Source organism: Kitasatospora sp. NBC_00240 (assembly GCF_026342405.1).
Classification (GTDB): domain Bacteria; phylum Actinomycetota; class Actinomycetes; order Streptomycetales; family Streptomycetaceae; genus Kitasatospora.
On the sequence record NZ_JAPEMU010000001.1, the window covers coordinates 61,392 to 87,340 of the forward strand.

The 25,949-nt window shown below is 75.5% G+C and carries 18 protein-coding genes; 6 read left to right on the top strand and 12 right to left on the bottom strand.

Annotation, left to right across the window (positions count from 1 at the left end):
* Nucleotides 1–3: 3 nt before the first annotated feature.
* Nucleotides 4–2,448, bottom strand: coding sequence for an AfsR/SARP family transcriptional regulator (locus OG689_RS00295; RefSeq protein WP_266316510.1), 2,445 nt, complete (start codon nucleotides 2,446–2,448; stop codon nucleotides 4–6).
* A gap of 203 nt (nucleotides 2,449–2,651) precedes the next feature.
* Here OG689_RS00295 and OG689_RS00300 point away from each other — a divergent pair, with 203 nt between their 5' ends.
* The 5 genes from OG689_RS00300 to OG689_RS00320 all read left to right on the top strand — a co-directional run bounded on the left by OG689_RS00300 (nucleotide 2,652) and on the right by OG689_RS00320 (nucleotide 6,645).
* Nucleotides 2,652–2,867 (top strand): hypothetical protein, encoded by a 216-nt coding sequence (locus tag OG689_RS00300; RefSeq protein WP_266316511.1) that lies wholly within the window; start codon nucleotides 2,652–2,654, stop codon nucleotides 2,865–2,867.
* 172 nt (nucleotides 2,868–3,039) lie between these two features.
* Nucleotides 3,040–3,615, top strand: a complete 576-nt coding sequence (locus OG689_RS00305; RefSeq protein WP_266316512.1) for a MauE/DoxX family redox-associated membrane protein — start codon at nucleotides 3,040–3,042, stop codon at nucleotides 3,613–3,615.
* Nucleotides 3,612–4,169, top strand: a complete 558-nt coding sequence (locus tag OG689_RS00310) for a redoxin domain-containing protein (protein WP_266316514.1) — start codon at nucleotides 3,612–3,614, stop codon at nucleotides 4,167–4,169. The genes OG689_RS00305 and OG689_RS00310 overlap by 4 nt, the downstream gene beginning before the upstream one ends.
* Nucleotides 4,166–6,163, top strand: a complete 1,998-nt coding sequence (locus OG689_RS00315; protein WP_266316515.1) for an ABC transporter ATP-binding protein — start codon at nucleotides 4,166–4,168, stop codon at nucleotides 6,161–6,163. Before OG689_RS00310 ends, OG689_RS00315 begins: the two co-directional genes overlap by 4 nt.
* On the top strand, nucleotides 6,163–6,645 hold the full coding sequence (locus tag OG689_RS00320) for a S26 family signal peptidase (protein ID WP_266316517.1): 483 nt from the start codon (nucleotides 6,163–6,165) through the stop codon (nucleotides 6,643–6,645). The genes OG689_RS00315 and OG689_RS00320 overlap by 1 nt, the downstream gene beginning before the upstream one ends.
* Nucleotides 6,646–6,681: 36 nt before the next feature.
* Here the strand turns inward: OG689_RS00320 and OG689_RS00325 are convergent, their stop codons facing one another.
* Nucleotides 6,682–7,107, bottom strand: a complete 426-nt coding sequence (locus tag OG689_RS00325; RefSeq protein WP_266316519.1) for a MarR family transcriptional regulator — start codon at nucleotides 7,105–7,107, stop codon at nucleotides 6,682–6,684.
* A gap of 2 nt (nucleotides 7,108–7,109) precedes the next feature.
* Nucleotides 7,110–7,529, bottom strand: a complete 420-nt coding sequence (locus OG689_RS00330; RefSeq protein WP_266316520.1) for an SRPBCC family protein — start codon at nucleotides 7,527–7,529, stop codon at nucleotides 7,110–7,112.
* Between the two features lie 156 nt (nucleotides 7,530–7,685).
* Here OG689_RS00330 and OG689_RS00335 point away from each other — a divergent pair, with 156 nt between their 5' ends.
* On the top strand, nucleotides 7,686–8,510 hold the full coding sequence (locus tag OG689_RS00335) for a hypothetical protein (RefSeq protein ID WP_266316522.1): 825 nt from the start codon (nucleotides 7,686–7,688) through the stop codon (nucleotides 8,508–8,510).
* Nucleotides 8,511–8,690: 180 nt separating this feature from the next.
* Here OG689_RS00335 and OG689_RS00340 read toward each other — a convergent pair whose 3' ends face one another.
* The 9 genes from OG689_RS00340 to OG689_RS00380 form a co-directional block, all read right to left on the bottom strand.
* Nucleotides 8,691–16,100 carry a hypothetical protein gene (locus OG689_RS00340; protein ID WP_266316523.1) on the bottom strand — a complete coding sequence of 2,470 codons (7,410 nt, stop codon included), beginning with the start codon at nucleotides 16,098–16,100 and terminating at the stop codon, nucleotides 8,691–8,693.
* Between the two features lie 4 nt (nucleotides 16,101–16,104).
* Nucleotides 16,105–17,031: a hypothetical protein gene (locus tag OG689_RS00345; RefSeq protein WP_266316524.1), complete on the bottom strand. Its 927-nt coding sequence runs from the start codon at nucleotides 17,029–17,031 to the stop codon at nucleotides 16,105–16,107.
* A 78-nt stretch (nucleotides 17,032–17,109) separates the two neighbouring features.
* Nucleotides 17,110–19,407, bottom strand: a complete 2,298-nt coding sequence (locus OG689_RS00350) for a hypothetical protein (protein ID WP_266316525.1) — start codon at nucleotides 19,405–19,407, stop codon at nucleotides 17,110–17,112.
* A gap of 188 nt (nucleotides 19,408–19,595) precedes the next feature.
* A complete protein-coding gene (locus OG689_RS00355) occupies nucleotides 19,596–20,150 on the bottom strand; it encodes a hypothetical protein (protein ID WP_266316527.1) in 555 nt (184 codons plus the stop codon).
* Nucleotides 20,151–20,265: 115 nt separating this feature from the next.
* Complete coding sequence (locus OG689_RS00360) at nucleotides 20,266–22,560, bottom strand: WD40 repeat domain-containing protein (RefSeq protein ID WP_266316528.1); 2,295 nt, start codon at nucleotides 22,558–22,560, stop codon at nucleotides 20,266–20,268.
* Between the two features lie 75 nt (nucleotides 22,561–22,635).
* Nucleotides 22,636–23,202 carry a GNAT family N-acetyltransferase gene (locus OG689_RS00365; protein ID WP_266316529.1) on the bottom strand — a complete coding sequence of 189 codons (567 nt, stop codon included), beginning with the start codon at nucleotides 23,200–23,202 and terminating at the stop codon, nucleotides 22,636–22,638.
* A gap of 528 nt (nucleotides 23,203–23,730) precedes the next feature.
* Entirely contained in the window at nucleotides 23,731–24,138 is a 408-nt protein-coding gene (locus OG689_RS00370) for an NUDIX domain-containing protein (protein ID WP_266316530.1), read from the bottom strand.
* An 83-nt stretch (nucleotides 24,139–24,221) separates the two neighbouring features.
* The gene (locus tag OG689_RS00375; RefSeq protein ID WP_266316531.1) at nucleotides 24,222–24,980 is read right to left on the bottom strand and encodes a phosphatase PAP2 family protein; all 759 of its coding nucleotides are present in this window, start codon (nucleotides 24,978–24,980) and stop codon (nucleotides 24,222–24,224) included.
* Nucleotides 24,981–25,120: 140 nt separating this feature from the next.
* The gene (locus OG689_RS00380; RefSeq protein ID WP_266316532.1) at nucleotides 25,121–25,828 is read right to left on the bottom strand and encodes a GntR family transcriptional regulator; all 708 of its coding nucleotides are present in this window, start codon (nucleotides 25,826–25,828) and stop codon (nucleotides 25,121–25,123) included.
* Nucleotides 25,829–25,949 lie beyond the last annotated feature (121 nt).

Sequence of the window (25,949 nt, forward strand, 5' to 3'; positions counted from 1 at the left end):
GACTCAGGACAGGCAGACCCGGATCCGGGTCGGGACGGGACGCTCCGCATGGTCGCCCCGCCGCCCGCTCGCAGGATCGACGTGCTGCTTCCCGGCCGGTGCGGCAGTCTCCGGCGCGCGGCTCGGGTGCGCGGGGCGGCGGGCTCCGGACCGGTCGGCGGTCCGGGCCGGTTCGCCGGCCGGGCAGAGGTGGGCGGTGGAGCGGACCGCCGCCGGGCCGGAGCGCTCGGCCAGGGCCGCACCCGCCGCCACGGCCCTGAGGTCGGGCAGGCTCTGCCGGCTCCGGAGGAACCCGTCGAGCGCCCGGGCCAGCTGCCGCGCGGAGGTGTCCGAGCGCTGCCGCTCGGCGAGGCGCCGGGCGGCGAGCAGGCAGGAGCGCTCGGCGCGGAACCAGGACCTGGCGGCGCGCCGGTCCGCCAGTGGCTGGGGGGTCACCCCGTCCAGGGGCGGCCGGAGTTCGGGGCGGCGGCGCGGGTGGGGGCTGAGGATCCGGTCGCCGGCGTGGGCGGTGTGCAGGTAGAAGTCCAGTACCCGTCGAAGGGCCCGCCGGCTCGACTCGTCCTGGCGGTGCTCCGCCGCGTACAGGCGGGTGAGGTCGTTCATCCGGTACCGGCCGGGCAGGTGCTCCTGCAGCAGGTGGACCGACTCCAGTTCCCGCAGGGCGCTCCGGGTGGCGGCCGGTGAGCGGCCGAGCAGGCTCGCGGCCGCGGGCAGCCCGATCTCGGGGCCGGGCGCGGCCCCGAGGAACCGGAAGGCCTCGGCGGCCCCTTCGGTGAGGGCGCGGTAGGAGGCCCGGCAGGCCGCCCGGACGTCGGCCGAGGGGCCGCCCGCGTCCAGCGCGTCGAGCCGGGCCGACTCGTCCCGCAGTTCTTCGGCGAGGTCGGCCAGCGCGTACCGCGTCCGGGCTGCCGTCCGCGCTCCGGCGACCGCGACGGCCAGCGGCAGGCCCGCGCAGTGGTCGAGCACGGCGCTCGCGGCGGCCGGGTCCGCCGCCAGGCGGTCCGCCCCGAGGTGCTGGCGGAGCAGGTCGAGGGACTCGGCCGGGGTGAAGACGTCCAACGGCAGCAGGCGCGCGCCGTGGGTGACGGCCAGGCCGGTCAGCCGGCGGCGGCTGGTGACCAGCACGGCGGGCCCGGCGCCGCCGGGGAGCAGCGTGGTCACCTGGTCGGCGTCGGCGGCGTTGTCCAGGACGATCAGCAGCCGCCGGCCGGCGAGCAGGCTGCGGTACAGCCCGGTCAGGGACCGCGGGTCGGCCGGCAGGGTGCCCGGGTCGAGGCCGAGGGCGTCGAGGAACATCCGGATCACGGCGGCGGGCGCCAGCGGCTCGCCGGAGAGGCCGAAGCCGCACAGGTCGACGTAGAGCTGTCCCTCCGGGAACAGGCCGGTGTTCCGGTGCGCCCAGTGCAGGGCGAGCGAGGTCTTCCCGATGCCGCCGCTGCCGCTCACCGCGCAGACCGCCGGCGCACCTGAGGGCTGTACGTGGTGACCCAGGGCCTTTTCCAGCACGGCGAGTTCGGCCTGGCGGCCGGTGAACCTCGTCGGGGAACAAGGCAGTTGGCGCGGCACGGCGGTCGCCCCCGGCGGCTGCGCGGCGGCGGACGGGGTACCTGGGGCGGTGAGGGTGGTCGCGTCCCCGCTGTGGCGGGGTGCGCCGATCGCCGGGTCGGCGGCGAGGATCTGCCGGTGCAGTCTTCGCAGTTCGGGGCCCGGGTCGCTGCCCAGCTCCTCCGCGAGGGCGGTGCGGATCCGCTCGTAGCAGCGCAGGGCCTCGGCGGTCCGGCCGCTGCGGTGGAGCGCGAGGAGGAGTTGGGCGGTCAGGCGCTCGTCCAACTGATGCGCCTCGTGGCAGGCGGTCAGCTCCGCCAGCAGGGCGGTGTGGCGCCCCCGGCGCAGCTGGAGGTCGTTGCGGTCGAGCCGGCAGGCGTGCCGCTGCTCGTTCAGGGCCTCCCGGGCGGAGTTGAACCAGGGGGTGTCCACCCCGGCGAAGGGTTCGCCGCGCCACAGCCCGAGCGCCTGGTCGAACAGGGCGCCCGCCCGGTCGTCGTCCGCCGATCTCGCCCTTGCCACCAGGTCGTGGAAGGCCTGGACGTCCACCGTCCCCGGGTCGGCGAGCAGCACGTAGCCGCCGGCGCGGCGCGCGATCGGGGACGGCGGCGCCGTGCGCTGCTGCGCCGCGGCGACCGGGTCGAGGGGGTCGGTCGGGGCGCCGTGCTTCGGCGCGTCCAGGGCCCGGCGCAGTCGGGAGAGGTAGGTGTAGAGGGTCGGTCCGGCGCGCTGCGGGGCGCGGGCGCCCCAGACCCGGTCGGCCAGTCGGGCCAGCGGGACGGTGCGGTTGAGGTCCGTCAGCAGGGCCGCGAGCACCGTGCGCTGCCGGGCCGGGCCGAGGTCCAGGCAGGCGCCGTCCCGGTCCGCCCGGATGTCGCCGAGCACCGCGAACCCGATCGTCAACGCGTCCCCCACCCTGTGCCGTCCGATACCGCCGTGGCGGCCCGGTCCATGCCGTCCCACCAGCCGATTCTAGGTTTGATCAAGGTTTCGGCAAGAGCGGTCGCCCAGTCTTGCCCTGCCGCTTGCACCGGTGTGCCCTCGGGGACGCGGCACGCACCACCAGGACCTGTTCCGAACCGTTCCGACAAGAGATGGGACCCGCCATGCGTCAGTGGCTCCAGAACCTTTCCGACACCCTGGTCGACCGCCTGGTCCCGAAGGCCGAGGCCGCCGCGGCGACCGAGTGCTGGACCGAGACCGTCTGCGTCCGCAACATGGGCACCGCGTTCTGCGGCTACAGCGGGAACCAGGGGACCTTCACCTACCTGGTCTGCCCCGACGGCACCCGCACCTTCAAGGGCCTGCGCTGCGGCTGTTGACACCCGTGCCGGCCGGCGCGTTCCGCTGACCGGCCGGTGATCCCGGCGGGGTGCGCGGGCACCGCACCCCGCCGGGCCCCACCCGTTCGCCCGGCGGCTGGCCGGGCCGGTCCGCCGTACGAATCGCCGTACGAATCGCCGGGCCGTTCTGCTCAGGAGGAGTCCGCCCGTCGTGGAGATCGTCGTCCGGGTGGGCCAGGGCTGTCTGCTGCTGGTCTTCACCCTGTCCGTGTACGGGAAGGTCCGCGGCCGCCGCGACTTCGCGGAGTTCACCGCGTCCGTTCGCGCCCTGGTACCCCTGTTCGGGCGGTCCCGGCCGCCGGCCGCTTCGGCGCCGGCCGTCCCGGTGCTGGCCGTCTCGGTGGTGGCCGCGGAGGCCACGGTCGTGGCGGCCCTCGCCGTGCCGGGCACCGCGCCCGCCGGCTTCGCCCTGGCCGCCGCCCTGCTCGCCCCCTTCACCTTGCTCGCCCTCGCGGCCGCCCGCCGCCGCAGCGACACGCCGTGCCGCTGCTTCGGGCGGTCGACGACGCCGCTGGGCGCCGTCCATGCCGTCCGCAACGCCGGACTGCTCGCCGTCGCGGCGGCGGGCCTGGCAGCGACCGTTCTGTCCGGACCTCGGCCGGGCGGCCCCCCGGCCGCGACCGTGACGGCGTGGCTGGCGGGCGGCGTCCTCGGCCTGCTCGCCACGGCGCTCGACGACCTCGTCGGGCTCTTCCGGCCGCTGCCCCGAAAGGAACAAACCCCATGACTCTTCTCGCCGTTGCCGTCGCCGGAGTCGGCGCACTGTCCCTGCTCAACCTCGTGTTCACGCTCGGCGTGGTGCGGCGGCTGCGCGAGCACTCCGAGCGGCTGGCGAACACGGGCGGGCCCGTGACCGCGCCGTCGGATCCCCTCGTCGCGCCGGTCGGCGGCCAGGTCGGTGCCTTCAGCGCGGCCGGCACCGGCGGTCCGGTCACCGACGTGGACCTCGCCGACGGTACGCTCGTCGCGTTCTTCTCCCCCTCCTGCCGGCCCTGCCAGGAGAAGCTCCCCGGGTTCGTCGCCCACGCGGCCGACCACCCGGACGCGCGCGTCCGGCTCCTCGCCGTCGTCGTCGGGGACGCCGAGGAGTCCCGGCCGATGCTCGACGCCCTGGCACCCGTGGTGCCCACCGTCCACGAGGAGTTGGACGGACCGGTCGGCGCGGCGTTCGCCGTCCGGGCGTTCCCCGCTTCGGTGCGGGTCGGCCGTACCGTCGACGGGCGGCTGCTGGTGACGGAGACCGGCGTCTGGCCGCGCGCGGCCGTCGCGGTGGCCTCGTGAGCGGGCCGGATGCGTCCGGCGCGGACGGGGACTCCCGGGGGACGCTGCGGGTGCTGGCCGCCGCGGTCCGGCTGGTGGGCCGGGCCGCGCCCGCCGGCCTGACCGCCTGGCTGCTGCTCGCCCTGACCGCCTCGGCGGTGCCGGTGGCCGGGGCCTGGATCCTGCGCGGCGTGCTCGACGGCTTGGTCGCCGGTGTGGGGGGCGGCGCGCAGGCCGGTACCGAATCCGGCGCCGGGCCGGGTGGTTTCACGGCCCTGGCCCTGCTGCTGGTCGGTTGCGGCGTCACCGTGGCGGTGGTCCCCCAGGTGCTGCAGTACCTCCAGGCGCGGCTGCGGCGGGCCGTGGGGCTCCGGGCCCAGCTCGAACTGCACACCGCCGTCGACCGGTTCGTCGGGCTGGGCCGCTTCGAGGACCCGCGCTTCGTCGACCGGCTGCGGCTGGCCCAGCAGTTCGGCGGGTCCGCCCCCGTGGACGCGGCCGGCAGCGGGATCGGGCTGATCGGGGCGCTGGTGACCCTCACCGGCTTCCTCGGCACGCTCGCCCTGCTCGGTCCCTGGACGGCCGCGGCCGTGCTCGCCTCCGGGGTGCCGGTGCTGTGCGCGGAGTTCGCGTTGAGCCGCCGCCGGGCGGAGCTGAACTGGACGGTCGGCCCGGTGGAGCGCCGCGAGTTGTTCTACGCCGCCCTGCTGACAAATCTTCAGGCGGCCAAGGAGATCAGGCTGTTCGGCATCGGCCGCTTCCTGCGGGACCGGATGGCCACCGAGCGCCGGACCGCCGACGCCGCCAGGCAGCGGATGGACCGGCAGGAGCTCGGCGTCCAGGCCGGGCTCGCCCTGCTGTCGGCCGTGGTGGCCGGCGCCGGCCTGCTGTGGGCGGTGGCGGCGGCCCGCTCCGGGCGCATCGGCATCGGGGACGTGACCGTCCTGGTCGCCGCGCTGCCCGCCGTGCAGGGGGCGCTCGCCGGCCTCGCCCTCGAACTGGCCCGCGCCCACCAGTCGGCTCTGATGTTCCGTCACTTCACTTCGGTGACGAGGGCTCCGGCGGATCTGCCGGTGCCCGCCAGGCCGCGCGCGGTACCGCCGCTGCGGCACGCGGTGGAGCTGCGCGACGTCTGGTTCCGCTACGGCGACCGGCAGCCCTGGATCCTGCGCGGCGTCGACCTGGTCATCCCCGCGGGACGGTCGGTGGGGCTCGCCGGCCTCAACGGCGCCGGCAAGTCCACCCTGGTGAAGCTGCTCTGCCGGTTCTACGACCCGACCCGCGGGCAGATCCTCTGGGACGGCGTGGACCTGCGCGAACTCTGCCCGCGCGAGCTGCGCCGGCGCCTCGGGGCGACCTTCCAGGACTACATGGAGTACGACCTCTCCGCACGCGAGAACATCGCCCTCGGCGACCTCACCGCCCTGACGGACGCCGGCCGGATCGAGCGGGCCGCCGAGCTGGCCGGTGCGCACGAGAACCTGACCGGCCTGCCGCACGGTTACGACACCCTGCTCAGCCGGATCTTCTTCAGCGAGCAGGACAAGGAGGACGCCGGCACCGGCCTGGTGCTCTCCGGCGGCCAGTGGCAGCGGCTGGCCCTGGCCCGCTCCCTGGTCCGCTCGGACGCCGACCTGCTGATCCTGGACGAACCCAGCTCCGGCCTGGACCCGGAGGCCGAGTACGCCGTCCATCAGCGCCTGCGCGCCCACCGGGCGGGCCGCGCCGGACTCCTCATCTCGCACCGGCTCAGCGCCCTGCGGGAGGCCGACACCATCGCCGTCCTGGAGGGCGGCCGGATCACCGAGAGCGGCCCGCACCGGGACCTCGTCCGACGCGGCGGCTCGTACGCCCGCCTGTTCGCCCTCCAGGCCGGTGGCTACGGGGACCTCGAGGGAGCGGACGGCCCGGCGGCCGGGCCGGTGGCGACGGACTCCGTGGACGTGGGCACGGGCGCGGCCACGGGCGCGGGCACGGGCGCGGCCACGGGCGCGGGCACGGGCGGGAAGGCGTGATGACCGTACGACTCGTCCGGTGGGTCCACCGCGTCCTGCGCGGCCGGGTGCTCGCCGTCACCGTGACCGGTCCCAGCATGGAGCCGGGGCTGCGCGACGGTGACCGGGTGCTGGTCGTACGCCGTCCCGCCCGTCGGCTCCGCCGGGGCCAGGTCGTCGTGCTCGGGCCGCGGGCGGCGGCGCCGGTCGCGGCGCCGGAAGCCGACTGGGCGGGGAGCCTGCCCGTGCGGGGCGAGGAGCCCCCGGGCCTCGGCCCGCTGCTGATCAAACGGATCGCGGCCGCCCCCGGCGACCTCGTCCCCGCCGCGCTGGCCGCCGCCCTGGGCTGCCCGCCGGGCACGACCGTGCCGCCCGGCCGCTTCCTGGTCCTCGGCGACAACGAGGAACGCAGTCTCGACTCACGGCACTTCGGCCATGTGACACGGGAACAGGTGGTCGGGGTCGCGGTCCGTCCGCTGCGTCCGGCGCCGGCCGGACGATGAGCGAGGCGTGGACCGGACGGCACCGGGCCTTCCCGGTCAGCTCTCGGGGCGGGCCAGCCGCCCGAGCAGTGCCACCGCCTGGTCGCGCGGGACCGGCCGGAAGAACTCGGCGTCGACCTGCTCGACCGCGGCGATCGCCCGGGGTGCCAGCTCAGCACCGAGGGCAGTGACGCACAGTCGCTTGGCACGGCTGTCGGCCGGATCGACCTCGCGCTCCACCAGGCCCTTCTGCTCCAGGGTGCGCAGCACCTGCGAGGTCATCTTGACGTCGGTGCCCGCCTGGCGGGCGAGGGTCAGCTGGTTGGGGTGCTCGCCCTGGCTGTTCAGCCACCAGGCGCAGGCGAGCAGCACGAACTGGACGTGGGTCAGGCCGAGCGGCGCCAGGGCCGCGGCGATGCCACGCTGCCAGCGCAGCGTGGCATGCCAGAGCAGGAAGCCGGGGCTGTCCCCGGGGGTCAGCACCTTCAGCTCCGGGCTGCGAGGGCGACCAGCGCGGCCATCGTCTCGGGCCAGTCCGCGGTGATGCCCGGGCCGATCTGCGGGCCGGCCTCGTCCGCGCCCGCACCGGTGATCTCCATCCGGTAGACCACCCGGGTGCGTCCCTGGTCGAGCGGGTCGAGGCGGTGGACGGTACGCAGGACGAGACCGTCGAAGCGGGCCTCGTCGGTGAACGTCTCGCCCTCGGCGGCCTCGGTGACCCGCAGCGCCACGGGCTCCTCCCCGGGCGGGGTCATCAGCATCTCGGCGCCTTCGGCGAACGGGCCCCGGAGCTCGATCTTCTCGATCTCGGCGTTCCAGGCACCCCAGTTGTCGACGTCGACCCAGAGCCGCCAGATCGCCTCACGGGCGGCGTCGGTCTCGATGCTGTGCTCGTACATCCACATGGCAGTCTCCTCCGGTCAATCAATCTACGCACAGATTATCTTCGCGAAGACTATCTGTCCAGCGGCGGCCTTCGATGCCGCGGCCCCGGCCGCCGGACGCCAGCCGCAGGTCGACCGGTGGCCGGGCCCGCCGACGCCTGTGCCAGGATGACGCCGGTGTCGATGTTGATCCTCAAGCTGCTCCTCGCGCCCGCCCTGGTCGTCGCCTCCTCCCTGGCCGGACGCCGTTGGGGGCCGACGCTGGCGGGCACCCTGGTGGCCCTGCCGATCGTGGCCGGGCCGATCCTCTTCATCACCTGGCTGGAGCACGGCCGGCGGTTCGCCGCGCGGGCCGCCGGCGCCTCGCTGCTGGGCCTGATCTCGCTGGCCCTGTTCGCGGTCGTCTTCGCCCTGCTCGCCCGGACGGTCCGGACCGGGCACTGGGCGGTCACCCTGGTGCTGGCCTGGGCGGTCTGCCTGGCCGCGGACCTCGCGCTCTGCCGACTGTCCGTCGCGCCCGCCGTCGCCCTCTGCCTGTCGCTGGCCGCGACCGCCGGCGGCGCCAAGGCACTCGGCCGGGCCCGCGCGGACGGCGTGCCGAAGGCGCCCTCGCCACCGCGCTGGGACCTCCCGGCCCGCGCCGCGGCGACCGCCCTGCTGGTCACCGCACTGACCACGGCCGCCTCGCACCTCGGGCCCGACCTGACCGGCGTACTCGCACCCTTCCCCATCGGCACCAGCGTGGTCGCGACCTTCGCCCTCGCCCAGGGCGGACCCGCGGTCGCGGAGGCGACCCTGCGCGGCGTACTGCGGGGCCTCGTGGGCTTTGCCGCCTTCTGCTACCTGGTCGCCGTCCTGACCGAACCCCTGGACGGCGCGGCCGCGTTCGGCATCGCCGTGGTCTGCACGCTCGCCCTGCAGCTGGGCGTCGGGCGACTGCAGGGCGCCCTCGCGGCACGCCGGGCCGCCCGCGTCACGTGCCCGGACCGGGCCGGCACCTGACCCTGGCGACGCATTGCCGTCGACCGCCGGGAACCCACTGACCTCCGGACGCGCAGCAGTGTCCGTCACGTTCCCGACGCGACTGCGGGGCCGGTGCGTGTGCACCGGCCCCGACGCCTCCTCAGCCGACCACGTCCCGCCAGGGCGTCCACGGAAGGACGCCCTGGCGGGACGGCATGCTCAGTCGGCTTCCGCCGCCGTGGCAGCGGCGTTGGCCCGGTCCAGCAGCGTTCGCAGGACGCGTTGCTGGTCGGAGCGGCTGGTGGTGGCGCCCAGCCCCTGGTAGTAGGCGGTCAGCCCGGCCAGCGCGCCGGCCGCGTCGGACGGGCGGTCCGCCTGCTGGACCTCCTGGAACCACTCCTCCAGCCGGCCCCGGTGTGCCCGCTCCGGCACGTTGAACCGGTCGATGGTGAACTGTTCGCGCCAGTCGGCCCAGGAGTTCTCGACCGCGGCCCGCCCGTCGTCGCCGAAGACCGTGGTGAGCGAACGCTCCCAGGCGCCGAGCCCCGACAGGTACTTGGCCCCCAGCGCGGAGTCCAGCGGCCGAAGCCGGCCCGCCTCCAGCAGCGCGTGCATGTTCTTGTCGCTGAAGGTCCGGTCGGCCAGGTGGCCGATCGTCTCCCCGTTGACCGGGCCGAGCGTGCTCGCCAGATGCCCCCAGCTCAGGTAGGCCCGGTCGAGGCGCTCCCCCTCCATCCCGAACGGCGCCGCGCCGTCGAAGTGGCTGGCGACCACCTGGTGATGACGGCCGGTCCCGATCTCCCTGAGGTCCAGTTCGCCGCTCGCGGTGGCCCTGGCCAGCTGGAAGTCGTCCACGAAGGTGGTGTGCGGCAGCTTCTGGTGGGCGACCACGAAGAGGCGGATCAGATCGCTGGTCCGGGCCGGGCGCAGCGGGGGCGGGGTGTTGTCGATGTCCGCCAGCTCGCGCCGGGCGTGGTCGACCACCGCGCGGGTGGGCCCGTCCAGGTCCTGGACGGCGTGCATCTCGTCGAAGCGCGCGCCCAGCCAGCCCTCCAGGACCTGCGGGCTCTTCCCCTCGAAGGAGAGCAGCGAGGCCCGCATGAACGACCAGGAGGCGGCGTGCGAGTTCTGCGTCTGGTACTGGGTGTCCGGCCGGGCCTGCTCGCTGAGCATGATCCGGCCGATCAGGGACGGGTCGTGGCGGTCGACGGCGATGTCCGCGACCAGGTCCGAGTCGGCGCCGTAGCGCCGGAAGGCCTGGACGGTCGGCGGCAGGTCCGTGTGCGGCTGAACGGTCACCGGCCTGTCCATCCCCAGCAGGCCTTCGATCTGGTCCTTCCGGTCCGCCGTCAGGTAGTCAGGGAAGGCCCGGTGCAGGCTCTTGATCAGGTGTTCCCTGGCGGCGGCCGCGTCCTCCTTGGACAGCGCGTTGTTCTCCTTGAGGTCCAGCAGGGTCCCCACCACCTCGTGCGGGGCGGGGGCCGGGCCGTCACCGCGCACGTAGCGGTCGATCCGCTCGATCATGTTCGCCTCGCCCCGGCCCTTGGCGGCGCCGTCGGCGAAGGAGGCGAAGGAGGTGATCTGGGACAGCTCGATGTAGCCCGAGACCAAATCGCCGAGGCTCCGGTGCCACTCCTGCAGGGGCAGGTCGGCCGGCGGATGCTCCGGCAGCGCGCCGAGCCGGCCCATGATGTCGTTCCAGCGAGCCACCACCATCTCGTGGTCGGCCGCAGCCGCGCCCTTCGGCAGCGGCGGGAACTTCTGGAACTCCTTGATGTCCGTGACCAGTTCGTTCCACACGGAGTCCGCCGTACGGTTCGCCAGGCCCTCCGCGGCGCGCCGGGTGAGGACCCACGGCACGGTGTGCGAACGCTGGTCGGACCCGAACCGGGTCATCGGCCGGTCGTTGGACGGGACCACCTCGGTCAGCCAGACCTCGTCGCCGCGGAGCGGGAGGCGGGGATCGCCGGTGAAACCGGTCTGCACGGCGACCGGCATCGGCCGGCGCGGCGGGGCGGCCGCCGGCTCCACCGGGCCCGGTTCGGGGCTCGGGGAGTGGACGCCCATGTCGTCGTCCAGGGCGGGACTCGGCGTGCGGGGGGAGCCCATGTCCGTGTCCAGCATTTCGTGTCCGCCGTGCTGGTACTCGGTGTCGTGGGCCGTGGTGTCGTGGTGGGCGGCGCCCTGATAGGCAGTTCCCTGGTGCGAGGACCCGGTGCCGTGGCCGTTCCCGTTGCCCGTCGGTGCGGGCGGCGGGGGCGGCGGGGACAGCGTTTGGTGCAGCCCGCGGGAGACCGGGCCGGTGGTGAACGCTGGCGGCGGCGGGGGCGGCGGGGCCGAGGCGGTGTGGGTGTCGGGGGCCCGGTCGGGGTTGGTCGGGTGGGGCGGGTTGGTCGAGTTGCTCCGGTCGACTGTCGAGGTGGAGGCGTTGGCGGTGGTGCCGGCAGTGGCGTTGGCGGCAGCGGCGGCCTTCAGACGCTTCGCCTCCTCCTTGGCCGCGCGCAGTTCGGCCAGCTGCTCGGGAGTCGGCTTGGCGCCCTTGGGCTCCCGCACCGGCCGGGCGGTCGGTTCGCTGCCGAGCCGCTGGGAGATCTCCTCCAGGGTGTGCAGCTGCGCCGGGGTGAACCGGTCCGCCGAGTGCCTGGAGACCTCCGCGACCACGTCCGCCAGCTTGCCGATAGCCGGCCGCATCGACTCCCGGCCCTCCCGCAGGTGGTCGAGGGCGGCCGGGTCGAGCTTGGAGTGCAGCGTCAGCACGTCCAGGGCGTCGCGGACCCGCTTCTCCCGGAGCAGTGCCATGTCCACCTTGGCGTCCTGCTTGCGCATCGCGAGCGCGGCGAGCTTGTCACCCAGCAGGTCCTCGCTCGCCACCACCTTCAGCGGGACGACCTCGCCGTTGTGGGTCTCGCCGTTGACGACCACCTCCATCGGGTGGTCCTGCGCACGCACCGGCGCCAGCGTGATGCTGACGTCGAGACCGCCGAAGCGACCGGTCACCGTGGTCGAGGCGGTACGCCGGCCGGGCACCACCTGGCTGTCGGTGAGCACCTCGTCCGCCAGGAAGCGGAGCACCTCGTTGGGGTTCCTGATCCCGTCGCCGCCGAAGGACAGGCGCATGTCGAGGTCCTGGACGGGACGGTGCAGTTGGAGGGCGGCGACGCCTCCGCCACCGCCCAGCACCAGCGAGCCGGGCGGCAGGCCCAGGTTGCTCCCGTTGAGCCGCTCCACGACGGTCTGCTCCAGGAGCGCGGCGGTGCCGAGCCGGAACTCGGACTCCGCCGTCTCCCGATCGGTCATGCCGTCGGGCGTCGGGTGGGTCGTCGGGGCCGGCGGCGGGGGCGCCACCGGGTGGGCGGAGTTGGGCGTGCCGTGCGTCCCCGGGGTGGGCGCCCCGGTTCCGGGCACCGGCGGCGGGGCGTGCGAGGGCGCCGGCGGCGGGGTGTGGGTGGGAGCGGGCGTGACGGCGGCGGGCTGGTGCTCGACGCCCTCCATGAAGTCCCGCAGCCCTTCGTACATGTCGTTCTCGGCCCGGGTCGCCTCGACCGGGTTCGCCGGGGCGTGCGTACCCGGCACGGGGTCCGGACCGTAGAGCCGCTCCAGCAGCGGGAGCAGGGCCGGCTCGTTCGCCCGCACCCAGGCCGGGCCGTTGTTGCGCTGCTGCCCGGTGTGCGGGTCGGTGCCGTGGTTGGTGCCCAGGTAGGCGTTGGTCACCTGGGCGAAGTACTCCAACTCGTCGCGCGAGCCGTAGTTGTCGACCGGGTTGCCGTGGAGGTCCTGGCGCGGCCCGTCCGTCCAGGCCGCGTTCGGGTCGTTCAGCTTGCCCTGGTAGCTGCTGGTGATGGCGGCCCGGTCCGGGGCGGGCAGGCCGTACTGGTGGACGGTGTGGGCGAACTCGTGGGTGGTGGTGGAGTAACCGTCCGCGTAGTGGGTCGCGTTGCCGACCGAGGTGTTCTCCCCGAGCAGGTTCTCCTCGGTGACGGCGGCCCGCCGGCCGCCCGAGCCGCGCACGTCGTCCCAGCCGCGGCCGCCGCCGGACGCGCCGGCGGCCGTGGTGCCGCGCAGCCCGTGGAAGGCGTTGACCGAGGTCATCGAGACGTCCTTGGGCACCACCACGATCCCGGCGCCGCTCTTCAGCAACGTGGCGGCCACATCCGGGTCCTGAAGCATCCGCTCGGCCTGCGCACGGGCCTGCGCCCGGGCCGAGACCGGTTGGGCGGCACGGCTGTCGACGTCGACCATCAACCGGGCGGCCGTGGTCGCGAACTCCTTGGGCGGCAGCGCCCCGCGCAGCGCGTCCACGAACGCCGGGTCCTTGGCCAGCCAGCGCCGGTACTCCGGGCGCAGCGCGTCCAGGGTCTGTGCCCGCTCCTGCGCCGACATCGTCGGCACGTCGCGGACCAGCTGGGTCGCCTCGGGCGGCCGGGTGATGGTGAACTGCTGCTCCCGGCCCATCTCCTGGGCCGTCCGGCCGACCCGGCCGGTGCCCCCCTGGCGCAGCGCGTCGAGCTCGGCCTGCCGCTGGTCGCGCGCTGTCTGGTGGATCTGGTCGGCCGCCTGCGAGGTCAGCGGACGGTGCGGCGTGCCGGACGTGCCCGGGGTGGCGGGCGTGTTGTTCGGGTTCGGGCTCGGATGCTGGTTGGGCTGCTGGGTGGGGTGCTGCGCGGACGGCTGGGGCTGGGTCCTCGGTGGGATCGGCGGAGCGGTCCGGCCGGGCGCCGACGATGTTCCGCGCTTCGGTGGGATCGGCGGAGCGGTCCGGCCCGGCGCCGGCTGGGTCGGGTGCTGAACCGGGTTCGGGCTCGGCTGCTGCGTCGGGTTCGAGGTCGATGTCGTCCCACGGCGCGGCGGGATCGGCGGAGCGGTCCGGCCCGGGTTCGGCGTCGGGTGCTGGGTCGGGTTCGACGTCGGATGCTGGGTCGGGTTCGCGGTCGGGTGCTGCACGGACGGCTGCTGCCCCGACGGCTGCGCCTGCCGACGCGGCGGGATCGGCGGAGCCGTCCGACCACCACTCGAAGTCGGATGCTGGGTCGGAGGCTGCTGCCCTGCCGGTTGCGTCTGCCGACGCGGCGGGATCGGCGGAGCGGTCCGGGCTGGCTGCGGCGGCGGAGCGGCCGACGGGCCGCGGGAAGTCCCGCTCCGAGGGGCGGCGCCGCCCTGGACGCCGTGCGGCGTCCCGGCGGCGGCCGCGCTCACGTCCGCCGGGGGCGGCGGCGGCACGGACGGCGTCTCGGTCGAACGGGAGGGCTGGTCGCCCGCCGCCGGCCGGGCGGTGGGGACGGACATGCCGGGCGGCAGGCCTGCGGTGTCCAGCCGGCTCGTGCCGGTCTCGACGGGGTCATGCGACGTCGGCACCGAGTGGTCCCCCGCCGTCGACGGGTGCGGCGCCACCGGTCCGGACGACCCCTGGGGCGTCCCGCGGCCGGTCGGCGAACCGCCGGGCCCCGCTTCGACATGGGCGGCGGACGGCGTCGCGGAAGGCGCGGCGTGGCTGGGCTGCGGGGCGGCGGAGGCAGCGACCGGCGTCTCGTGCGGTGCCGCACTCGGGGCGTGGTCGGGCGTGCTGTGCGTCGGCGGTGGCGACGGGGGTGTGTCGTGCGAGGGAGTGGCCGCCGGACCCTCCGGGCCCGGGCGCGACGGCGCGGCGGCGGATCCGGCGGCGGGCGCCTCGTGCGGCGTGGCGATCGGGGCCTGGTCAGGCGTGCTGTGCAGCGACGGCGTCACGGTCGGCGCCGGAGTTGGGGTTGGGGTCGGGGTTGGGGTCGCCGTCGGATTCGGCTCGGTACGAGTCTCGGACGGCCGTCCGGTGTCGGCCTGGCTGGTGTCGGGTGCCGGTTGCCGGGGAGCGGCGTCCGGTGCGGTGCGGACCGGCGTTTCGGCTGCCGCGTGCTGCGGCTCGGGCCGCTGCAGGCCGCCGGTGCTCGGCTGGGTGTCGGTGTGCCGTTCCGCCGCCGGGGCCGGTTCGGCGGCGTGCACCGTGCTGTCCGGCGCGGGGCTGCGCGGCGCGCTCTCGGTCGGCGGACCGCTCTCCGTACGCGGCGCACTCTCCTGGGCCGGGGTGTGCGACGGAGTCGGGGTGGGTGACGAAGCGGCAGCCGCCTGGTGCGGAGCGGCCTCCGGCGTGGTCGCGTGCGCAGCCGCCTGGTGCGGAGCGGCCGGTTCGGTACCGCGCGGCGCGCTCTCCTGGGCCGGGATGTGCGCCGGGGCAGAAGTCGCCGCGGGGGCGGCCGGGGGCGTACCGGTGGTGTGGTCGGCGACCGGGGTGGACGCAGCGGGGCGGTCGGAGCCGAACGGGACCAGGCCGCCCGCCCCGGGGCTGCGGCCGGTTCCGCCGCCGTTGGCACCACTGGTGCCGGTCTCGGTCGAGTGGCTGCCAGGAGTGGCGTGCCCGGCGCCGGTGGACGAGGACCCGCCCCCGCCGTCGAGGGTGCCCCGGGTACCGGATCCGCCGGCCGGGCCCTGGTAGGCGGAGGTGGCGGCGTCCGGCTTGGAGAAGGCCGGGGTGCTGTCGCCGTGTCCGCTCCCGCCGGGCGAAGCCGCCCCGGACGAAGCGGCACCCGACGAAGCGGCACCCGACGAAGCGGCACCGGACGAAGCGGCACCGGCGCCCGAGCCGGACAGGGAACCCGAGCCGGAGCCGGCCCCCGACAGGGAACCGCCGATGGACGTCCCCCCGGTGGCGGTGGTGGCGCCACCGCCCGTGGGCGGAGCGCTGTGCGGGGTGGGCCCGACCGGCGGGCCGTTGAAGCGGCCCTTGATGTTCGCCGAGCCGGCCCGCAGGCCGACCGCGGCGCCGCCGCTGAGGCCCGACCCGAGCAGACTCCCGCCTTCGACGTGGCCGGTGGTGATCAGCTGGGTCGACACGTCCGCGCCGACCCCGACCGCCGCGCCGTGGACCATCTTTCCGCCGGTGGTCTGCATCGCGCCGGCCAGGCCGAGCTTCGAGCCCGCGCCGCTCAGCCCCTTGCCGATCAGATGCCCGCTGGCGCCGGCGACGGCGCCGCCGAGGGCGTTCTGGCCCAGCTCCTTCATGTCGATGCTCTTGCGATGGCCCTCCATCAGCTCGATGCTCTGGGCCATCAGGTTGATGGCGGCCATCTGGGCCGCCTGCTTGGCAGCGAACTCCAGGGCCTCCTTCAGGAGTTGCTTGAGGATCTGCTGGACCACCGTACGGCTGATCCCGACGAACACCGGGATCTCGGCCAGCGAGATGCCCGCGGTGAACGGTGCCTCCGCCTCGGCGGTGGCGACCTCGAAGGCCAGGATGCCGAGTTGCGCGATGATCTGGATCTTGGCGGTCTCCGCCGAGTTGGCCATCGCCTCCAGCATGTCCCCCATGCCGTTGCAGGCCTGCACCAGCCCGGGGAAGTAGCCCGGGTCCTGCTCGGTGCCCTTGCCGACGGTGAACTGCGCCCAGTGCTTGGCCAACGCCTCGGCGGCCACGCCCTGCTGGCCCTCCAGTGCTCGCTTCAAGGCGGAGTCGGCCGCCTCACCGGCGTCCTTGAGGGTCTCGGCCCCCTGCCGCCAGCGCTCCGCCATGTCGCGCAGCATGTCCTCGTCCGCCTCCGGCCAGCGGGTGCCGGCCAGCAGGAGGAGCACCCACTGAAGGGGTTCGGGCAGCTCGACCGCCATCGGATCAGGCCTTTCGGTTGGTGTGCGACGGCGCGTCGGCGATGCCGCGCAGGGTGGCGGTGGGAAGGGTCGGGTCCACCGGTGCGCTCCAGGACGCGGGCTGGCGGACCGCCGCGACGTCCGCCTCGGCACCGCCGGCGCCACCGAAGACCTGGGCGGTGGCCGCCTCGCTGTTGCGGTAGTTCTCGGTCATCGCCTTCAGGCCGTCGGCGATGAAACGCACGGCTTCGGGCATCCCCTTGAGTCCCTTGAGGGTGCCCGTGCTGTACGTCAGGTAGCCCTTCTCCCCCTCGGCGAACTTCTTGCCCGATTCGTCGTTGCCCCAGGGGGCGGCGGACTGGGTGTGGTCCAGGTAGGCCGTCAGGCCGGTTACCAGTTGGGCCAGTTGGTCCGAGGCGGCCAGGATCGGACCGATGGCCGCGCTGTACTGCTCGGGGTCGATCTGGAACCCGCTGCCCGCCGAGCCCGGCACGGAGGCGGCGGCCGCCGTCGGCGAGGTGGGAAGGCCGTCCTGGCTCGTAGGGTCGGCCAGCCGCTTGGTGGCCGACGCCTCCCCCGTCTCCGCGCCCAGCGAGTCCTGCGCGGCCAAGGACTCGCCCTCGGGGCTGCGGAGCGCGGTGCTACGGGTCTGGGCGGCGAGCGGACGCACCGCATCGACCTCCGCCGGACGCAAAGCCGCCTGCATCGGCTCAGCCACCGTCGCACGCAAAGCCTCATGCACCGGCTCAGCCTCCATCGGACGCAAAGCCGCCTGCATCGGCTCAGCCACCGTCGCACGCAAAGCCTCATGCACCGGCTCAGCCACCGTCGCACGCAAAGCCTCATGCACCGGCTCAGCCTCCATCGGACGCAAAGCCGCCTGCATCGGCTCGGCCTGTGCAACGACCCGTTGGGTCACCCGGGTCGGCTGCAGCTCGGTCTGCTCATCCACGGCGGTTCCACCTCTGGCTGGTCGGGGTGCCGATCGGAAGAGCGGCGGGGTGACGGGGCTGCGGCGGGTCGGCAGGTGTCATCGGCCGGCCGCCGCTGCCGGGCGGCCGGCGTCGGCGCCCTCCAGCGAGCCGGTGGCGGCCAGTCGGGACAGCGCGGCGCGGAGGAACGGGCTGGGCACCTGGAAGCCGCCCTCCTCCCGCAGGGGTGCGGGCCGGCCGGCTTCGGCGGCGGAGGCGGCGGACGCCGGTGCTCCGGCCTCGGAGCCGCGCCCCGCCGGGGCGGCCTCGTCGGGCCGGCCGCGGCGGGCGGCCGCCGCACGGGCCCGGTCGAGGTAGGCGTCGTCGCCGGTGGCCGCGGTGTCCGCCGCGCCCTGCGGTGCGGCGGGCGCGGCCGCTGCAGCGGCGGGCGTGGCGGACGCGAGCTGTGTGGCGGCCGGTTCGTCGGACGCAGCGCCGGTTTCCGGTGCCTCGGCCCCCGGTGCCGGGGTGCCGAGCACCGCGCTGGCGAGCTGGGTCAGCAGTGCCTGCTCACTGCTCGCAGCGTCCGCGCCGTCGGCACCGTCCGGGCCGGGCCGGCCCGCGCCCTGCGCGCCGCTGCCCTGCGGTCCGGTGCTCTGCGGGGCGACCTGGTCGTCGCTGCGGGCGGCGTCCAGCCAGCGGCGGCGCATCTGCTCCATCCGGCGGTCGCCCTGCTCGTGCCGGACGGCCTGGCCGTGGACACCGGAGTCGGTGAGCTCCGACCCCTCCTCGTCCTCCGGTCCGCCCTCGCCGAACCGGCTGGGCCGGACGAAGCGGTTGCCCTCGCCCTTGCCCCTGCGGCCACCACCACCGCCGCCGCCCGGGTGCCCGCCCGCGTGCGCCCCGCCCGCACCGGCGGCCGAGGCTCCGGCGCGCCCGGTCCCCGCACCGGCGCCGGCGGCCCCGGCCGCGGCGCCGCGTCCCGAACCCGTCCCCGTGCCGAGGCCGGAGCGCGCGGATCCCTCGCCGCCGCCCGCGACACCGAGGCCGGAGCGCGCACCGCCCGCCCGGGCGCCGGAGACCGAGCCGCTGCCGACCCCGCGACCGCCGCCGAATCCGCCGGCCGATCCCCCGGACGCACCGCGTCCGGTGCCGCCGGCTCCCGGCATGCCGCCGGCGAGGCTCCGCCCGCTCGTTCCCGTGACGCCCCGGCCGGCCGAGGCGGCGGTGGTCGAACCCGGCGTGAACCGGCTGCCGCCGGCGGACGGCCGCGCCGCGCCGGCGCCGAGGCCGCCCGGCAGGCCCAGGCCGCCGAAGGGCGACGCCCCGCCGAAGGCCCCGCCGAACGAACCCCCCGCGAGACCCGGTCCCGATCCGGCTCCGCCGCGACCGGTCCCGCTCCACGGGCTCAGTGACCCGCCGATCCCGCCGGTCGGGTCGAAGCTGCTCTGCGACCCGGACAGGCCCGCCAGGCTGAGGCTCGTGGGGTTCGGCCGGTAGACGGGCAGGTCGGCGCCGCCCATTCCGATGCCGCCGCTCGACCCGCCACTCGCCCCGCCGCCCAGGCTGCCGGGGGTCGGCGGCTCGAAGGGCTTGAAGGAGGCCAGTTGGGGCCGGTAGGAGCTGCCGCCCGACCCGCCGACGCCCCCCATCCCGTCCGGGAGCGTGCCCGGCATCCCGCCGGGCACCCCGTCCGTGGCGCTGAAGGGGGAGAACTCGGCCGCCGGGCCGCCGGGCGGGACGGCCCCGGGGTAGGAGGCCAGGTCCACGCCGTCCGGGCGCTGGAGGGTGGTGGGGTCGAACGCGGCACCGCTCGGGGTGACCCGGGTCGGGGACGTCGCTCCTTCGCCGTGGCCGCCGAGGGTGGCGACCTGGCCGGCACCGGTCATCCGCTCGATGTGGCCGGCGCTCTCCCGGAGCATCGAGTCGACGCTGGTCCCGACCTGGCCGACGTAGCGGTTGTAGGTGTCCGCGGCCGTTTTGATGCCCTCGGACTGGGCGATGTCGTCGTGCTTGCCGGCCGGGTTCTGGTCCATGTAGTCCTTCGCGTACCGGAGTTCGCGAACCATCTCACCCTTGGTCTGGGTGACCGCCTGCTCGGCGCCGCGCAGCGACTGGGCCATCGCGACCCCGGCGTCCAGGGTGGTGACGGCGTGCGACTGGTCGGTGCCGGCGTACTTGCGCAGGTAGGACTCGAAGCTGTCGGCGGCGCTGCCGGACATGTTGGCCATCGCCCGGTTGGCGCTGGCCACGATGGTGCGGACGGCGGGCTCGGCGGCGGTGTTCCAGGCCTCCCAGGCGGCCGCCAGCTCGGCCAGCAACTCCTCGTTGGCGTTGGGGAACACGATGGCGGAGCCGTGCTCGTTGCTCTGGACGACCTTCAGCACCTCGGCGAGGTCGGACGGCAGCTCGATCATGACGAGTCGCTCTCTTCGGCTGGCCGGCTGGCCTGGGACGGATGAGGGGAGGGGGTGACGGACCGGCCGGGGCCGGGAGCCCCGGTGCCCGACGCCGTGTCACCCGTACGGCGGGGCGGATGTGCTGCGGCGCCCGGGTGACGTTCGGACCGGGTGACGTACGGACCGCGCGGGCGGGCCGCCGCCGCTCAGATGAGCTGGTTGTGCGCGCCCCCGGGAGCCGGGCGAGGGATCGGCTCGGTGTCGGTGTCGCGCTCGTTGTAGTCGAGTTCGGGGGCCGTCGGGTCGTGGTAGATGTCCGCCTGGCCGTGCGGGACGTGCAGCGTGACCGGGTCCTTCTGCGGGATCGGCGGCTCCTGCACCGTGGGCAGGCTCGCCGGGACGGGGGCGGTCTCGCCCCGGCCCCCGTCCAGGGCCCGCAGGTCGACCGCGCGGGCCTCGTCGGTCGCCCGGTAGCGCTGACACATCAGCTCCAGGTTGGACGCCAGCTGCGCCGAGTTCTGCAGGTAGCGGCGGACCCCCGCGAAGACCTGCTGCTGGTGCTCGGAGAGTCCGCCGACCGAGGACGTCCCGCCGGTCAGCGACTTGCCGACGTTGTCGGTCCCGTAGACCGTCGGCTGGATCTGCTTGATCACGGCCTCCAGCCGGGCGGCCGGGGCCTCCAGGTCGTCGAGCATGGTCCGGATCTTCTTGGCCGCAGCCTCGACCTCGTCGAGGTCGATCTGGAACGACGAACCGCTCATGGCCGCCCACCCCACTTTCCCGGGCGCCGTTCTTGGCGCCCGTCCCCTTCCGCCTCCGGCCCACTGCGGGCCGGAGGCGGTCTTCGTCACGATCCGAATGCGCCTGCCGCGCCGGTCAGAGCGTGATCGCCCCGCCCGGGCCGACCACGTGCAGGCCGGCCTCGCCGAAGGCGACCGCCAGCGGCAGCCGGTCCAGCTCGGCCTCGTTCAACAGCGTTCCGCTCCCCGCGTGCCAGAGCCGCAGGGTCGCCCCCTGGTCGCCGGCGGCCAGCAGAACCTCACCGCCCAGGTCCTGGAGGACCAGGCTGCGCACCGGCGACCCGCCGCCGGAGAACTCCCCCGCCGGGCTGCCGTTGCGGGCGTCCCAGATCCGCAGGGCCCCGTCCGCGCCACCGCCGACCAGCACCTCGCGGGTGTCCAGCAGGCCGAAGGAGAGCGCGGTGACCGGGCCGCGGAGCGCGCCGACCGGCACGGGGCCGGGGGCGCCGTCCGCGGCGTCCCAGAGCCGGACCGTGCCGTCGGGGCCGCCGGTGGCGAGCGTCGGACGCCCCGCCACCGAGCCCACGGCCAGCGCCGTCACCCCCGCCGGGTCGGCCGTCAGGCGCAGCAGCGGAGCGCCGCCGAGCGCCTCCCGCACCCGGACGGTGCCGTCGGCGCCGGCCGAGGCCAACAGCACCCGGCCGTCCTCGTCCGGGGTTCCGACCGCGAGGGCCGAGACCGGCCCGGTGTGCGAGGTCGGGACGGACAGCGGTGCTCCGCTGCGGGGGTCCAGGCAGCGGACCGCACCGGTGGCGGTGCCGCAGACGACGAGCAGACGTTCGCCGGCCGGGCAGAGCGCCACCGAGGTGACCGGTCCGCCGTCCGGGGCGGCGGTGTGCAGTTCGGTGCGGGCCGCCGCGTCCCACAGGCGCACGGTGCCGTCGCCGTGGCCGGCGGCCAGCACCGGCCGCCCGTCCAGTTCGCCGACGGCCAGGGCGTTGACCGGGAAGTCCTGGCCGGCGCCGGGCGCGCAGTCACCGACGGCCGTCCAGGTCATCGGGTCCCAGAAGGTGAGTTGCCCGCTCTCGTCGCCGGTGACCAGCAGGTCGCGTCCGTCGTGCGGGACGGCGGCCAGGGCGGTGAGCCAGCCGCGGGCCACGGGCCGGCCGTCGAGGGCGCGGGCGGTGTAGACGTCCCAGGTCCGCACGGTGCCGTCGAGGGCGCAGGAGGCGAGCAGGGGGTCACCGCCGGTGCGCAGGAAGGCGAGGGCGGTGACCGTGCCGGAGTGCCCGATGAGCTGGGCCAGCGGCTGCCCGGTGGCGAGGTCCCAGAGCCGGACGCTGCCGTCCTGCCCGGCCGAGGCCAGCAGGGCCTGGTCGCCGAGGCTGAGGACGGCGAGCGCCGTGACGCGGTCGCTGTGGCCCACCAGCAGGTGGAGCTGCTCGCCGGTGGCGGCGTCCCAGACCCGGACCAGGGCGTCGTCGCCGGCGGCGGCGACCAGGTCGAGGCCGGCGCAGCGGGCGTGGCAGAGGACCGCCGCGCCCTGGCCGGCGACCGGCAGCAGCCCGAGGGCACGGCCGTCCTCGGCGTGCCAGGCCTGCACCTCGCCCTGGCGGCCGGCCGAGAAGACCAGCGGCACCCCCTGGACGAGTCCGGCGGTCACCGCCTGGGCCCCTTCGCCGCCGGCGGTGCCGTGCAGCAGTGCTCCGCTGACGGCGTCCCAGACCTGGACGGCGCCGTCCGCGCCGCCGACGGCGAACAGTTCGCGGCCGCCGGCCGTGCCGAGGGCCAGGGCGGTGGGCAGCACGCCCGCCTCGACGCCGGAACCGCCAAGCGGGTCGGCGCCGTCCAGGGCCACCAGTCCGAAGCCCTGCTCGGGTTCGGCCAGGGCGTAGGCGGAGCGTCCGCCGACGGTGCCGATCGCAGCGGCGGGCCGGGCGGTGGATCCGGCGTCGGCCGGGTCGATCTCGTCGAGCGCGAGCAGGACCCCGGGCAGCCGGCCGGCCGCGGCCGGGTCCAGCACCTGCGCGGCCAGCGCCTCCAGGGCCCGCCCCACTCCGGGGACGGGGGCGGCGGTGGCGTCGTCCCAGCTCGCGTCGCCGTCCGGCAGCAGGCCCACGACGGTCAGCCGGCGGCCGGTGCCCGCCGCGGTGGTGCCGTCGGCCGTGCCGTCCTGGCCGGGTACGGCGCCGGGCGGGCCCGAACGCAGTGCTCCCAGGACGCGGTTCAGGACGGCCAGATCGAGGCGGCCGGTACGCACCGACCGGGTGGCGCCGACGAGGGCCTCCACCCGGAGCAGTCCGTCCGCCGCCACCGTCAGCGCGACCCTGCCCGAAGGGAGCTGCGCGCTCCCGTGGACGTACGACAGGCCGTGTACCGACGGTACGTCAGTTCCGGCCGCAAAGACCGGAAGCCCGGTTCCCCCCGACATCAAGTTCTCCTCCTGGACGGCAGAGCCGTCGCTTCGTCCTCACAGAGCACCCCCGTACTCGTTCAAACCCCTGTCTCAGCACAGATCCTCTGGCTGCAGGGTGGCATGCACGGCGTCGTGCAGCGTGTGCGTCCGCGAGCTGCGGAACAGTCCCGGACGGTAGCCCGCGCGCCGGAACCCGATGTACGCGCCGACCACCTGAACGGGCATGTTATCCCTTGCGGCGTACGCGTCAATGCGGCACAGGTCAAGCTCCTCGAAGCCGAACCTGCAGATCAGTCGCAGGGCGGAGGTGGCCACCTTGAGGCTGCGCGCCTCCGGCAGCAGCCAGATCGAGGCCTCGGCCGCGCCCTCCGCGGGTCGCAGGTCGACCAGTTCGGCCCAGCCCACCGAAGGCCCGTCCCCGACCACCACCGAGAAGTACGCCGCCCGGTCCCGCGCCCAGAGAGCGCCGGGCACCTCGGCCAGCCAGCGGCTCGCCGCCGCCACGTCCCGATGGGGGATCACTCCCTGCATGAACTCACGGACCAGCGGATCCCGGGACCCGGCCAGCACCGTGCCGGCGTCGTCCGCCTCCGGCCGCCGGATGGAGACCTGACCATCCGTCAGCGTGGGTATGGGCAGCGTGCTCAGAAGACGCATCACCAGCCCCTTCCCTGCGCCGAGGGCACCTAGGAGACCACCTCTACGCGCGCAGATCAAACCGGCCCCGAACCGCCCGAACACCCGTCCGGAGCCCCTCGAACCCGCCGGTAGCCTGGCCCGAGGCCCCCGGGCAACCCGGGAGACCCTTGCCGAACTTTGCCAAGAATTTGCCGTACAGAGTGAACAGCACGGCAACTCCACCCCGAACCGACACAACCGCCCCGTCACAGACCCACGGGCCCGGCGCCCGACCGGCGAGACTGCGGAGGCGCCACAAGGACGGAGTGCCGGGAGCAGCGGTATGAGATCCGATACGCCGTCACCGCGGCGACGGCCGTCCGCCCCACCGCTCTGCCCCCCGATCCGCAGCGGCTCGGCGAGCTCGAACGGGTCGACGTTCCACTCCCCCGGGCCGATCGGCCCGGCGAACCCGGCGAACCCGGCGAACCCGGCGAACCCGGCGAACCCGGCGCCCCACCGTGATCCCTGTCGGCCCAACGCGGCAAACCCCCGCCGGAATCGGACTCAGGACAGCCGGCCGGACGCCTGGAGCAGGTCGAACACCATCCGGTCCACCGCCGAGACCCGCGCACGATCGCCGTAGCCGAACCAGGCCAGCTCCGCGATCTCGCCGGAGGGGACCAGCGGACCGGCGACATCGGCGGTGTAGCAGATCATCCGGAACTCGGTGCGTCCGTCCGAATCCCTCCGCGTCTCGAAGGTGCCGACATGCACCATCGTCGCCGTGTCGACGCGGGACCGGAGTTCCTCGTCGATCTCGCGTGCCAGGGTCTCGGCATCGGACTCGCCCGGCTCCCGCTTCCCACCGGGGAAGTAGAAGACCTCCACCCCGCGGGTGCGCGCAACCAGTACCCGACCCTCACGCACCAGGACCCAAGCCACCTTCTCGGGGACGAACTCCACCCTCTCCATCTTCGGAGCGTAACCGTCCGCACCGGCGCGACAGCAGGGCCACGGCCCGGCGCACGGGGGCTCCGGTGGTGCGGTCCGGCCGCTCAGATGCTCCCCCGGTCGCCCTGGTCCGCGGGCCCGGTCGGCGCTTCGGTCGCCCGCTGCGTCCGGCGGAGGGTCGGCAGGATCACCGCGAGGCAGAGCGCGAACCAGCCCACCGCGAGCAGCCAGCCCCCCAGCACGTCCAACGGCCAGTGCACACCGAGGTAGACCCGGCTGAGGCCGACGGCCGCCGCCACCACTCCGAGCAGCAGCGCCAGCGGGACGGCCAGGCGGCGCCGGACCGTGCGAAGGACGGCCCAGGCCAGCAGGCCGGCCGCGAGTGCGCCGGTGAAGGCGTGACCGGAGGGGAAGGCGTAGCCGCTCGGCGAGGCGACGACCCAGTCGGCGGCCGGCGGCCGCGGCCGCGCGAAGAGCAGCATCAGACCCCTGCGGAGCAGTTGCCCCACGGCCAGCACCAGCGCCGGACCGCAGATCCACCAGATCCGCCGCCGCACCGGTTCGACGCCCCGTGCCAGCAGGACTCCCGCGGCTACCGCGGCGGCGTACGGGGGGAGGCCGGTCCCCAGGTCGGTCACGGCGCCCGCGACGCGCACGGCCCACCCGGGACGGTGCGTCACGGCCCAGTCGTGCAGCCACGACTCGGCCGGGAAGGGCCCCCAGCCGTGCAGGGCGAGCAGGAGGGCCAGTACGCCGAAGGCGGTCAGCGCGATGCCGGCGGTGAGCACGGCGGCGCGCGGCGAGGCCGGGGGCGAGGTCGGGGGCGGGGGCGAGGCCGGGGGCGGGCCGCTGGGCTGGGGCATCCGCGGAGGGCCTCTCGTCGCCGGGCCGCTGTCAGATCCATACGTCTACATCATTGTAGACCGACGGCACGGCCGTGGATCAGCACCGACCTGCGCGGACCCGGGCCCGGCGGGCCGACCCACCGGGCCCGGCACCCCGGTCAGTCGTCGCGGCCGGCCTGGAGGGCGCCGAGCATCAGCCGTTCGGTCTCGGCCAGGTACGCCTCGGCGGCCGTCCCGGCCCGGGCGGCCCGGCCGTCGGCGACCGCCGCGACCACCGGGGCGAGCCGGGCGGCGGCCGCGGCCGGATCCTCGAAGGGGGCCCGCAGGGCGGCCCGGACCGGGAGGTAGGCGTTGAACAGGGTGTTGGTGAGCAGCAGGTAGACCCGGTTGCCGGTGGCGCGGGCGAGTTCGCGGTGGACCTCTGCCTCGGCGAGCTGGGCGGCGTCGCCGTCGGCCGCCGCGGCGACCTCGTCGAGCAGGTCCCGCAGGCGCCGGGCCTGCCGGTCGGTGCGGCGCTCGGCCGCCCGGCGGGCGATCAGGGTGCCGATGTGGCGGCGTACTTCGAAGATCTCGGTGAGCCAGCCGCGGTCGCGGGCGGCGAGCATCGGGAGCAGGTCCGCGCCGCCGAGCCGGAGGAAGTCCCGGACCCTGGTGCCGATGCCGTGCCGGGTGCTGAGCAGCCCGGCCTGTTCGAGCCGGGAGAGGGCGTGTTTGAGGGTGGTCCGGGTGACGCCGTAGCCGGCGGCGAGGTCCCGTTCGGGTGGCAGGAGTTCGCCGGGGGCGTGGGTGCCGCCGAGGATGTCGTCCCGCAGCCGGTGCTCCAGGACGTCGACCACGGACTGGCGGGCGATGATCTCCACGGGCACGGACGGTCTCCTCGGTCGCGGGGTGCGGCGGCCGCCGCTCCGGCGCCCGCCGTCGCACCGGTCGTGGCGCTGTCCGGGTGGCTCGGCCACCGGTGCCCGGAGTCAAGCCGCTGGCGGGCCG

What these genes read in the sequence shown, in the direction of transcription:
- OG689_RS00340 (WP_266316523.1), bottom strand. Translation starts at nt 16,100, where the DNA reads ATGGCGGTCGAGCTGCCCGAACCCCTTCAGTGGGTGCTCCTCCTGCTG.
- OG689_RS00310 (WP_266316514.1), top strand. Translation starts at nt 3,612, where the DNA reads ATGACTCTTCTCGCCGTTGCCGTCGCCGGAGTCGGCGCACTGTCCCTG.
- OG689_RS00300 (WP_266316511.1), top strand. Translation starts at nt 2,652, where the DNA reads ATGCGTCAGTGGCTCCAGAACCTTTCCGACACCCTGGTCGACCGCCTG.
- OG689_RS00365 (WP_266316529.1), bottom strand. Translation starts at nt 23,202, where the DNA reads ATGCGTCTTCTGAGCACGCTGCCCATACCCACGCTGACGGATGGTCAG.
- OG689_RS00320 (WP_266316517.1), top strand. Translation starts at nt 6,163, where the DNA reads ATGACCGTACGACTCGTCCGGTGGGTCCACCGCGTCCTGCGCGGCCGG.
- OG689_RS00360 (WP_266316528.1), bottom strand. Translation starts at nt 22,560, where the DNA reads ATGTCGGGGGGAACCGGGCTTCCGGTCTTTGCGGCCGGAACTGACGTA.
- OG689_RS00330 (WP_266316520.1), bottom strand. Translation starts at nt 7,529, where the DNA reads ATGTGGATGTACGAGCACAGCATCGAGACCGACGCCGCCCGTGAGGCG.
- OG689_RS00370 (WP_266316530.1), bottom strand. Translation starts at nt 24,138, where the DNA reads ATGGAGAGGGTGGAGTTCGTCCCCGAGAAGGTGGCTTGGGTCCTGGTG.
- OG689_RS00355 (WP_266316527.1), bottom strand. Translation starts at nt 20,150, where the DNA reads ATGAGCGGTTCGTCGTTCCAGATCGACCTCGACGAGGTCGAGGCTGCG.
- OG689_RS00375 (WP_266316531.1), bottom strand. Translation starts at nt 24,980, where the DNA reads ATGCCCCAGCCCAGCGGCCCGCCCCCGGCCTCGCCCCCGCCCCCGACC.
- OG689_RS00350 (WP_266316525.1), bottom strand. Translation starts at nt 19,407, where the DNA reads ATGATCGAGCTGCCGTCCGACCTCGCCGAGGTGCTGAAGGTCGTCCAG.